Source organism: Streptomyces sp. NPDC052114, assembly GCF_040680155.1.
Lineage (GTDB): Bacteria > Actinomycetota > Actinomycetes > Streptomycetales > Streptomycetaceae > Streptomyces.
In genome coordinates, this window is record NZ_JBFAWC010000019.1 from 155,763 (window position 1) to 165,828 (window position 10,066).

The 10,066-nt window shown below is 71.6% G+C and carries 9 protein-coding genes; 4 read left to right on the forward strand and 5 right to left on the reverse strand.

Features of this window, described 5'->3' with window-relative positions; all coding sequences use genetic code 11:
* Positions 1–149: 149 nt before the first annotated feature.
* Positions 150–371 (forward strand): hypothetical protein, encoded by a 222-nt coding sequence (locus tag AB0L89_RS33500; RefSeq protein WP_365149611.1) that lies wholly within the window; start codon positions 150–152, stop codon positions 369–371.
* Between the two features lie 188 nt (positions 372–559).
* Positions 560–757 (forward strand): antitoxin, encoded by a 198-nt coding sequence (locus tag AB0L89_RS33505; protein ID WP_365149614.1) that lies wholly within the window; start codon positions 560–562, stop codon positions 755–757.
* Here AB0L89_RS33505 and AB0L89_RS33510 read toward each other — a convergent pair.
* Together AB0L89_RS33510 and AB0L89_RS33515 are read right to left on the reverse strand one after the other, a co-directional pair.
* On the reverse strand, positions 742–2,073 hold the full coding sequence (locus tag AB0L89_RS33510; RefSeq protein WP_365149617.1) for a carboxylesterase family protein: 1,332 nt from the start codon (positions 2,071–2,073) through the stop codon (positions 742–744). The two genes, AB0L89_RS33505 and AB0L89_RS33510, sit on opposite strands and share 16 nt — an antisense overlap.
* An 82-nt stretch (positions 2,074–2,155) precedes the next feature.
* Positions 2,156–3,058, reverse strand: a complete 903-nt coding sequence (locus tag AB0L89_RS33515) for an MBL fold metallo-hydrolase (RefSeq protein WP_365149620.1) — start codon at positions 3,056–3,058, stop codon at positions 2,156–2,158.
* Positions 3,059–3,212: 154 nt separating this feature from the next.
* Between AB0L89_RS33515 and AB0L89_RS33520 the strand changes: the two genes are divergently transcribed.
* Entirely contained in the window at positions 3,213–4,145 is a 933-nt protein-coding gene (locus AB0L89_RS33520; protein WP_365149623.1) for a helix-turn-helix transcriptional regulator, read from the forward strand.
* On the opposite strand, the gene AB0L89_RS33525 is transcribed toward AB0L89_RS33520, so the two are convergent.
* A complete protein-coding gene (locus AB0L89_RS33525; protein ID WP_365149626.1) occupies positions 4,058–6,193 on the reverse strand; it encodes an NB-ARC domain-containing protein in 2,136 nt (711 codons plus the stop codon). The genes AB0L89_RS33520 and AB0L89_RS33525 overlap by 88 nt on opposite strands.
* A gap of 253 nt (positions 6,194–6,446) precedes the next feature.
* Between AB0L89_RS33525 and AB0L89_RS33530 the strand changes: the two genes are divergently transcribed.
* Positions 6,447–6,935 (forward strand): MarR family transcriptional regulator, encoded by a 489-nt coding sequence (locus tag AB0L89_RS33530; RefSeq protein WP_365149629.1) that lies wholly within the window; start codon positions 6,447–6,449, stop codon positions 6,933–6,935.
* A gap of 15 nt (positions 6,936–6,950) precedes the next feature.
* Here AB0L89_RS33530 and AB0L89_RS33535 read toward each other — a convergent pair whose 3' ends face one another.
* Both AB0L89_RS33535 and AB0L89_RS33540 read right to left on the reverse strand, forming a co-directional pair.
* Entirely contained in the window at positions 6,951–8,117 is a 1,167-nt protein-coding gene (locus tag AB0L89_RS33535; protein WP_365149632.1) for an alanine--tRNA ligase-related protein, read from the reverse strand.
* Positions 8,118–8,419: 302 nt separating this feature from the next.
* Positions 8,420–9,838: an amino acid permease gene (locus AB0L89_RS33540; RefSeq protein WP_365149635.1), complete on the reverse strand. Its 1,419-nt coding sequence runs from the start codon at positions 9,836–9,838 to the stop codon at positions 8,420–8,422.
* Positions 9,839–10,066: the final 228 nt, after the last annotated feature.

Here is a 10,066-nt window from a genome sequence, read left to right on the forward strand (position 1 = left end):
GCGACCGCTGGGCCGAAGGGTCCGCCGGGAGGCGGCGCCCCGCTCTAAGCTTCTACAAACGTGTAGAAGCGCGATGGCTCGCTCCTCGATGTCCGTACCGCGGCGGCTTGAGCGACCGGCTGTCCGGTGGTCATTCCCAGGAGGAACGCATGGCGACGATCGACCTCGACAAGGTGCTGGACAAGGCGTGGGCGGACAAGAGCCTGCCCGAGATTCTGGCCGCTCCGGTGGCCGCGCTCAAGGGCGTCTCGGACCGTGACGGGGAACTGCTCGACGAGGCGTTCGGGGTGAAGACCGTCGCCGACCTGGCCGACCTCAAGTACGCGCGCTGGGCCAGGGCGTTGGCGGCGCTGGACACGACGGCCAAGTAGGCCCGCCCCGTACCGGTGCCGCGGCCTCCGCCCCGAGGCCGCGGCACCTCCTCGTGACAGACGCCTGGTGCGGTTTCGTCAGTTACGCGCGGTGACATAGTATTTGCCGCAAATAAGGATGGTGCGTCAGTGGCGAGGACCGCCGTCCGAGGCGCAGGAATCAGTTCAACGTGGAAGCGAGTCGGTGCATGTTCGACGCCCTGAAGAACCTCAAGGACAAGGCGGAAGACCTCGCGGGGGAGCACGGGGACAAGGTCTCCGGCGGACTGGAGAAGCTGGGCGACTTCGTCGACGGCAAGACCGACGGCAAGCACAGCGACAAGATCGACACGGCCGTGGACAAGGCGCAGGAGTACGTCCAGAAGCTCGGTCAGCAGAAGAGCTGACGCGATGCGGCGTACTGCCGTTCGCCGCTCCCGGTGAACGGTGGCCAGCCGGGGTCTCCGGTCCGCGCGAACGCGACCCACGCGGCATGCATCTCCTCGGCCAGCGCGCCGGGCGGTTCGGCGGTTCCGAGCAACCCGTGCGGCCCGCGCAGCGCCGGAAGGCCGAGCCGGTCGAACACGAACGGAAGCTCCACCGTGTGCGCGGCGCCGAGCAGGCCCCCGACGGCGGGGGAGCGCCAGGCGAACTCGTAGACGTGCGCGCGGCCGTGCGCCTCGGCGAGCCGCCGGCTGCCCGCGCCGAACAGTGCGTCACCCAGGGCGGCCGACGCGGTCGGGTTCGTCGGCTTCCCCTGCGGTGCGAGGTACAGGTTCCCCTCCTCGGTGTTGGTGCCGACGAGCAGGTCGACGTCCGCCAGAGGGCTCTCGGCCGGCTGCCGTTCCAGTACGAGACCGAACGGGCTGAGCCCCAGGAGAGGGTCCGGCCGGTCGGCCGTCCGCAGGTCGAGACCGCCCAGTTCGGGCAGCACCTCGACGAGCCGGTCATCGGGCACGGCAGCGAAGGAGGCGGCCGTCGGCGCGACACCCAGCACCGAAGCGGCCCTGCGCGTCACCCGCGCGGCCTGCTCGGGGGAGAACGCGCCGAGCCCGTTGCCGCTCTGCACGATCGCGCGCCGGACGAGCCCCGCCGCCGCGGGCGTGGCGAGGACGGCGCCGATGATCGTGGCCCCCGCGGACTGACCGAACAAGGTGACGTTGCCGGGATCGCCTCCGAAGGCCGCGATGTTGGCGCGGACCCAGCGCAGCGCGGCGACGACGTCGAGCAGACCGCGGTTGGCGGGAGCGTCCGGCAGGTCCAGGAAGCCCGCGATGCCGAGGCGGTAGTTGAGCGTCACCAGGACCACACCGTCGCGGGCGAACGCGGAGCCGTCGTACAAGGCGGCGTTGGCCGAGCCGGCCACGAATCCGCCGCCGTGCACGAACACCATCACCGGGCGGCGCCCGGCCGCACGCGGAGCCCAGACGTTCACCGTGAGATGGTCCTCGCCACGCTCCCAGCCGGGACCGAAATACGGCTCCATGTCGAGGGAGCCGAAGGCGTCGGCCCTGCGCGGCTGCGGCGCGCCGGGCCCCGGGGACACGGCGTCGCGCACGCCCGTCCACCGCTCGGGGGGCCGGGGCGGAGCGAAGCGTCCGGCGCCCCGGGGCGGCGCGGCGTAGGGCACGGCGAGGAAACGCCGCACCTCGCTGTCGGCGGGACCGGTCGACGCGCCGCGGACGGCGCCCGCGGCGGTGGTCACGATCAGATCGGACGGCACGGGGTACTCCAGTTCTCCTGCGGGTGGGGGCAGGCGAGTTCTCTTGCGGAGGGGCAGGCGGGCGCGCGTGGCCGGTACGCGCTCAGATGCGGTCGAACGGTGCCCATGCGGCGATGGCGAACGTGTCGCCGTCCCGGACGACCTCCGCGCCGCCGGAGCCGCCGAGGTGCGCGGGCAGCACGAGCGAGTTGGTGTCGCTGGCCCGGCCCAGCAGCCGGCGCCGGGTGGCTCTGGCCTCGGCCGGGTCCTCGCAGAAGCAGCTGTTGGTGTCGGGCGCCACGAACTGCAGCGGCGTATGGAGCAGATCGCCGACGAACAGCGCGCGGTCCGTGCCCGATGCCAGAGTCAGCACCGAGGAGCCCGGCGTGTGGCCCGGCGCGAGGTCGAGCCGCAGGTTGCCGTCGATGGTGTGGCCGTCGTCCCACAGCAGGGTCCGGCCGGCCTCGTGCACCGGCGCCACGCTGTCCTCGAACACGTTCTGGTTGCCGCGCCCCAGCCGCGGCGCGTAACCGTTCGCCGGATTCCAGAAGTCGAAGTCGCGCCGCGGCATCAGATACGTGGCGTTGGGGAAGGTCGGCACCCAACTGCGCCCCTCCAGGCGTGTGTTCCACCCCACGTGATCGACGTGCAGATGCGTGTTGACCACCAGATCGACGTCCTGCGGCCGTACGCCCGCCCGGGCGAGCGCACCGAGGAAGTCACCGTCGCGACGGCTCCAGACCGGCGAGTAGGGACGTTCCTTGTGATTGCCGACCCCGGTGTCGACGAGGATCGTCCTGCCCTCGCTGCGCAGCAGCCAGGTCTGGATCGCGCTTACGCAGACGTTCGAGACGGGGTCGACGAAGTCCGGCTCCAACCAGTTCCCGTGCTCCCGCCACGCCTCCTGTGGCGCCTCGGGGAAGAAGGTGGCCGGCGTCATCCCGACCGATCCGTAGTACTCGACGACCCGGGTGACCGACACGTCGCCGAGAACGATGTGCTGCATGACTGCTCCTGTCCGCCGGCCCGGTGAAGCGCGGCCGATACGTGGCTGAGGTGCTGCCAACCTCGCGTCGGAGCGCGGCGAGGACCAGTCCCGGCCCGTGCCTAGGCATGACAGGGGCAGGCTGCGGACCCGGGGCGCGGGCATACTCGACGCCATGGTGGCTTCCACGCAGCTCGGCGAGTTCCTGCGGGCCCGGCGGGCACGGGTCAGACCCGCGGACGTGGGCCTGCCCGAGCTGCCGGGCACCCGGCGGGTGACGGGGCTGCGGCGCGAGGAGCTCTCTCAACTGGCGGGCGTCAGCGTCTCGTACTACACGCGCCTCGAACAGGGCGAGTCGGTCAACGCCTCCGACAGTGTCCTGGACGCGCTCGCCGACGCCCTGCGCCTGGACGAACACGAGCACGAGCACCTGCGGTCGCTCGCCGCGCGACGGCGGCGGCCCCTGAGGCGTCCGCCGGCCGAACGCGTCGACCCCCTGACCCGTGACCTGCTGCGATCGGTGGGGCCCACCCCGGCGCTCCTCCTCGGCCGTCGCACCGACGTACTGGCCTGGAACCCCCCGGCGCACGCCCTGCTCGCCGGGCACCTCGACCCGGCCGCACCCGACCGCCCCGAGGACCGGCCCAACCTGACCCGCATCCTGTTCCTCGACCCGCACACCAGAGACCTGTACGTGGACTGGGACCGCAAGGCCCGAGCGGTGGTGGGCAGCCTGCGCCAGGTCGCCGGACGCCACCCCGAGGACGCGCTCCTGGCGTCACTGGTCAGCGAACTGTCCATGGCGTCCCCCGAGTTCGCCGCGCTGTGGGGCGACCACCGGGTCCGGCCGTGCGAGGCGGACGCCTACCGGCTGCGGCATCCCCTGGTCGGCGGGCTCACCGTCACCCAGCAGATCCTCGTCCCCGCCCGTTCGCCCGAGCAGTCCCTGGTCCTCGTCACCACCGAGGAGGGCTCCAGCGCCCAGGACGCCCTCATGCTCCTGGCTGCGGGCTCCGGCCCTCAGTCGGCGGAGGCGGGGGACGGCGGCGGGAGGAGGGCCATGTCGCCGAGCACGCGTGCGGTTCCGAGGTCGAGGTCGGTGTCGTAGCCGGTGCGGAAGGCCGCCTCGTAGGCGGAGTCCCCGAGGGCGGCGCGGGTCCGCGCCTCGCAGGCGCGGCGCGCGGAGATGAGTGCGGGAATGCCCGCCTGCGGCCGCCCCAGGTCGTCCCAGACCTGCTGCGCCAGGCCGAGCAGCCAGCCCGCCTGATGGCTGCTTCCGGTGGCGTCCATCGCCTGGGCCAGGACGTCGATGGCCATGCCGCTGCCCGTGCCGTCCCGCAGCCGGTGCTTGACCCGCAGCGCGTCGCGGGCGTGGTCCCAGGCCGTGTGGGGCCGTCCGCGGGCCAGCTCGGCCTGGGAGCGGACGAGGTCGCCCCAGGCCCGCATGCAGCGCTCGCCGTGCCGTTCGCAGACGGCGCTCAGTTCGTCCAGCAGATCCACGGCCGCCTCGACACGGCCCGCGGTGACGTGCGCGTGAGCGCCCATCACCAGCGCGAACAGCGGGAGGAAGGTGAGCGGCCGACGGCGCCACGGGGTGGCGAGCAGCTTCTCGACCAGGGACACCACTCGCGCCGGGTCGCCGCGCATCGCCGCCACCCGGAGTTCGGCGGCCACGGCCTGTGCCCGCTCCGTCTCGCCGAACCGCGCGGCCAGGGCGGAACATTCGGCGGCCCGCTCCTGGAGGCCGGTCAGGTCCCCGAGGTAGAGCAGCACCTGGCTGGCGACGTACAGGGCCTGGACGCGTGGCCGACTGGGGCCGGGGTCGGCGCCCAGGGCCCGGTTCACGTAGTGCTGGCCCTCCTTGGTGAAGCCGCATCCGTACCAGAAGAACCACAGGGCGCCGACCAGTTCGAGGGCGGCGTGGTCGTGGGGGTCGTCCGGCGCGGCGAGGGCGTACTCCAGCGCGGCGCGGAAGTTGCCGTGCTCGGCGGTGGCCCGGTCGTACCAGGTGTACTGGTCCGGCCCGATCCAGGCGGCGCCGCAGGCCCGCGCGAGGCCCAGGTAGTGATCGAGGTGCCTGCGGCGGAGCTCGTCCTCCTCGTCGAGGCCGCCCAGCCATCCCGCGCCATACTCACGGATGGTGTCGAGCATGCGGAAGCGCTCGCCGGCTGCGGTCGGCTGCCAGTTCAGGATGGACTTCTCGGTGAGCGCCTCCAGGAGGGCGGGGATCTCGTGCCCCGGCAGGTGCGTGTCGGCGCACACCTGTCGGGCCGCCTCGGCGTCGAAACCGCCCGCGAAGACGGAGAGCCGCGCCCAGACCAGCCGTTCCGCCGGGGTGCACAGCTCGTGGCTCCAGCCGATCGCGGTCCGCAGCGCCCGGTGCCAGGGCGGTGCGGCGTCGTCCACCACGTCGTCGAGGGTGCCGAGGACGGCGTACCGGTCCTCCAGGCGGTCGATGAGGTCGGCCATCGACAGCTCGCGCAGCCGGGCGGCGGCCAGCTCGATGGCGAGCGGCAGGCCGTCCAGTCGGTGGCACAGCCGCACCAGCTCCGGCCGGTTGGCGTCGGTGACGCCGAAGCCGGGCACCGCTTCGGCGGCGCGGGCGGCCAAGAGGGCGACGGCGTCCGACTCCCGCGCGCCCTCGGCGGCGGGACCGCCGGTGACGGGGAGCGGCGAGACGGTCAGCGGCTGCTCCGCGATCATGTTCAGCGGGCGGCGGCTGGTCACCAGGATCCGCAGCCCCGGCGCCCCGCGGAGCAACGACTCGGCCATCAGCGCGCACTCGTCGACCAGATGCTCACAGGTGTCGAGGACCAGCAGCGTCTCGCGGTCCGCCAGATAGTCGACCACCACGTCCAGCACCGGGCGCGTCGTGCGGTCCACCAGCGGCAGCGCCTCGGCGATGGTGTGCGCCAGCAGGACGCCGTGCCGCACCGGGGAGAGCTCCACCCACCAGGCGCCGTCCCGGAAGGAGGGCTGCGCCTCGCTCGCGGCCCGCAGCGCGAGCCGTGTCTTTCCCACGCCGCCGACCCCTGTCAGCACCACGAGCCGCGTCTCCGCGAGCAGCCGGTGGATCTCCGTCAGTTCGCTCCGCCGCCCGATCAGCTCCGTCGTCTCGGCCGGCAGATTCCCGGTACGCGGCTTGCGCGTGGCCATCGTCCTCCCCGTCTTCGATCACCAACCGCATGGGACGAAGGGCAGTTTGGCGAGTCCCGCCGTGCGGCGTGACGGGAAGAGGGAAAACGATCACTTATGACGCGATCGGACCGTGCGGGCTCGAAGCCGGTGCTCATGATGCTCCCTCGGTCTGCCCATATGGGTGCGTTTTCCCTTACGTAACTTCACGCGTAAAGTAACTGCGGACGTCGCCTGCGAGGCGGGAAGATCCATGAGCTGCACGGGAGAGTCCATGAGCGACACGGGCGAACACGAGGACGGCGAAGAGCTGCGGTGGCTCGACGAGCAGGAGAAGGCGGCGTGGACGGGGCTGATCTCCCTTGTCCTGCTGCTGCCCGGCAAGCTGGAGTCGCCGCTGCGGCAGGAACACGGCCTCACCCTGTTCGAGTACCTCGTGCTCAGCCACCTCTCCGAGGCCCCGCGGCGCACGATGCGGATGGGAGAACTGGCCTTCCTCGCCAGCGGATCGCTCTCCCGCCTGTCCAACGTCGTCAAACGCTGTGAACAGCGTGGCTGGATCGTACGGACACCCGATCCGGCGGACGGCCGCTACACCCTCGCCGAACTCACCGACGCCGGCTTCGACATCGTGGACCTCGCAGCGCCCACACACCTGCGCGCCGTGCGCCACATGGTCCTCGACTCGCTCAACACCGCCGACCAGAAGGCCCTCGCCCGCATCGCCCACAAACTCCGCATCGTCCCCGACGACTTCGGCTGACGGGCCGCCCGCGGGTCACCCCTCCCGCAGGCCCAGGACGAGGTCGCGCGGCAGGCCGTGCGTGTCGTGGAGGTAGTGGAGGTCCTCCTCGCTCAGCCGTCCCTGGAAACGGGGCTTGGCCAGTACCTGGCGGCCGCGCTCCAGGAGCGTCCTGAACCGGCGCTCCTCCTCGTGCAGCACACGGCGCACGTCGGTCGGGTCCGTCTCCTGGCGGAAGTGGTCCCGGGTGTGCAGGAACAGCTCGTCCGGCAGGTCGCCGATGCCGCGTGAGGGGTCGTCGCGCCACAGCACGGTGAGGGCGCGGCGCACGAGGCGGCGCAGGACGTAGCCGCGGCCGGTGTTGCCGGGCCGAACCCCGTCGCCGATGACCACCATGGCCGAGCGGAGATGGTCGCAGACGATGCGCAGGGAGGACTCGTCCAGCGGCCACAGCCCGGGTACGAGCCGGCGCCACGGGTCGAAGACGTCGCACTCGAAGACCGAGGGACGGCCCTGGAGGAGCGAGGCGAGCCGCTCCAGGCCGAGACCGGTGTCGACGTTGCGCTGGGGGAGCGGCACGAGCGAGCCGTCGTCCAGGCGGCGGTGGCGCATCATGACGTGGTTCCACACCTCCACCCAGCGGTCGTCCTGGGTGGGTGTGGACTGCGGCGGGGTGTCGCCGGTCCACAGGAAGAACTCCGAGTCGGGGCCGCAGGGGCCGGTCGGGCCGTTGTCCCACCAGTTGTCCTCGACGGTGAACTCCACGGGAACGCCCAGGTCCTGCCACACCTCCAGAGAAGCGGTGTCCGGCCCGAGCCGCTCGTCACCGCCGAAGACCGTGGCGTGCAGCATGCCCGGATCGATGCCGAACCCCTCGGTGAACAGCTCGTAGCCCCAGCGCAGGCTCCGCGGGCCTTCGTAGTCGCCGAGGGACCAGGTGCCGAGCATCTCGAAGACGGTGAGATGGGTGGGGTCGCCGACCTCCTCCAGGTCCGTGGTGCGCAGGCAGCGCTGCACGTTGACCAGGCGTTTGCCGAGCGGATGCGGCCGTCCCTCCAGATAGGGGGTCAGGGGGTGCATGCCGGAGGTGGTGAACAGCACGGGGTCGCCGGGCTCCGGCAGCAGGGTGGATCCGGTGATCCGGCGGTGCCCCCGCTCTTCGAAGTACTCGATGAACGTACGGGTGACGCGTTCGGTGTTCATGGGGTGCTGGCTCCTTCGCGGGCGCGCGGGGCGCCGGACAACGGATCCGCGCGATCACCGGAGTCAGGGCGGGAGAGCCAAGAAAACCATCGACGGACCGTTTCCGGTCGCCGATGGTTGGAAGAGAAGACGTCAGGCGGCGGCCGGCGAGCTGGTCGCTCGCGCGGTCGCGGTGGTGCGTGGGCCGGTGACGTTCATGGGGCCGACGATAACGCGCGCGCCCGGCACCGGGCGAACGAATTACGGCTGCCCGGTGCCGGGCGAACGGGCGAACGACCCACGGCCGCCCGCCCATGCCACTCCTAGACCGAGCCGGAGACCCCGGCCTTCCGGCCCGCCGCCGTCCGCTGGCGCACGTACCCGACCGCCGCGAGCGCGATGGTCAGACCGCTCGTCCAGGCGAGCTGGGCCCGCGTGCTCGGCTCCACCGCCATCAGGACGAACACGGCCGTCATACCGGCCAGCGCCACCCACGTGAGGACCGGATAGCACCACATCCGCACCGTCAGCTTCTCGGGCTCGTCGCGTTCGGTGCGGCGGCGCAGGATCAGCTGGGAGACGGCGGTGAACATCCAGACGACGAGGATCACCGCGCCGATCATGTTCAGGAGCCACTGGAAGATGTCGTCGGGCCGCCAGTAGCTGAGCAGCACGCAGAAGAACCCGAAGGCCGACGACGCGACGACCGCGCGGCGCGGCACGCCGGACGAGATGCGGCCGAGCGCGGCCGGGCCCTGTCCTCGGGAGACCAGCGAGCGTGCCATGCGCGAGGAACCGTAGATGTTGGCGTTCATCGCGGACAGCAGCGCGATCAGCACGACCACGTTCATGATCTGCCCGGCACCGGGGATGCCGAGCTGGTCGAGGGTCGCGACGTAGGGGCCCTTCTCCACGACCTCCTTGTCGTTCCACGGCACCAGCGTCACGATGACCAGCATCGAGCCGATGTAGAAGATCGCGATCCGCCACATGGCGGTGCGCACGGCGCCCGCGACGCCCTGGACCGGGTTCTCGGACTCGGCGGCGGCGATCGTGACGGTCTCCAGGCCGCCGTACGCGAGGACCGAGGCCAGCAGGCCGATGATGAGCCCTTCCGTGCCGTTGGGCATGAACCCGCCGACGCCGGTGAGGTTCCCGGCGCCGGGGGAGTCCGTACCGGGCAGCACACCGGTGATGGCGAGCCCGCCGATCACCAGGAAGAGGCTGATGGCACCGACCTTCAGCGCGGCGAACCAGAACTCGAACTCACCGAAGTTCTTCACCGCAGCCAGGTTCGAGCCGCAGAACACCGCCATGAACAGCGCGACCCAGGCCCACTCCGGCGTGCCGGGCAGCCAGCCCGTCATGATGTGCGCGGCGCCGAGGCCCTCCAGGCCGACGCCCATGCACAGCATCAGCCAGAACGACCATCCGGCGGTGAACCCCGCCCACGGGCCGATCGCGCGCTCGGCGTAGACGGAGAAGGAGCCGGAGGCCGGACGGGCCGCCGACATCTCGCCGAGCATCCGCATGACCAGCATCACCAGCAGGCCGGATGCCGTGTAGGCGAGGACGATCGAGGGACCGGCGGCGGCGATGCCAGCGCCGGAGCCGACGAAGAGTCCGGCACCGATGACACCGCCGAGGGCGATCATCGACAGGTGCCGCTGCTTGAGCCCCTTGGAGAGCTCCGGTTCCGGGGTCTCCGGTGGCCGGGAGGGGGCGGTAGTCGTGGGAGGCATGCGGGCAAGTCTGGATAACTCGCTCGCATGGTGAGAGCGGTGTCCGATATCCGAACACCGCGCCTACCTGTGGTGATCATCCGTACACGCTGAGCGCGCCGCGCCGCGTCCGCAGGGGATCGCCCGGCTCGGTGCTCAGTGGATGACGTCGAAGATCTGCTTCTGGAGGCCGTTGGGGTAGGTCTGGTGTTCGGTGAGCTTGAGGTGCTGGGTGTCTTTGTCGGTGGT

What these genes read in the sequence shown, in the direction of transcription:
- AB0L89_RS33500 (WP_365149611.1), top strand. Translation starts at nt 150, where the DNA reads ATGGCGACGATCGACCTCGACAAGGTGCTGGACAAGGCGTGGGCGGAC.
- AB0L89_RS33505 (WP_365149614.1), top strand. Translation starts at nt 560, where the DNA reads ATGTTCGACGCCCTGAAGAACCTCAAGGACAAGGCGGAAGACCTCGCG.
- AB0L89_RS33520 (WP_365149623.1), top strand. Translation starts at nt 3,213, where the DNA reads ATGGTGGCTTCCACGCAGCTCGGCGAGTTCCTGCGGGCCCGGCGGGCA.
- AB0L89_RS33530 (WP_365149629.1), top strand. Translation starts at nt 6,447, where the DNA reads ATGAGCGACACGGGCGAACACGAGGACGGCGAAGAGCTGCGGTGGCTC.
- AB0L89_RS33515 (WP_365149620.1), bottom strand. Translation starts at nt 3,058, where the DNA reads ATGCAGCACATCGTTCTCGGCGACGTGTCGGTCACCCGGGTCGTCGAG.
- AB0L89_RS33525 (WP_365149626.1), bottom strand. Translation starts at nt 6,193, where the DNA reads ATGGCCACGCGCAAGCCGCGTACCGGGAATCTGCCGGCCGAGACGACG.
- AB0L89_RS33535 (WP_365149632.1), bottom strand. Translation starts at nt 8,117, where the DNA reads ATGAACACCGAACGCGTCACCCGTACGTTCATCGAGTACTTCGAAGAG.
- AB0L89_RS33540 (WP_365149635.1), bottom strand. Translation starts at nt 9,838, where the DNA reads ATGCCTCCCACGACTACCGCCCCCTCCCGGCCACCGGAGACCCCGGAA.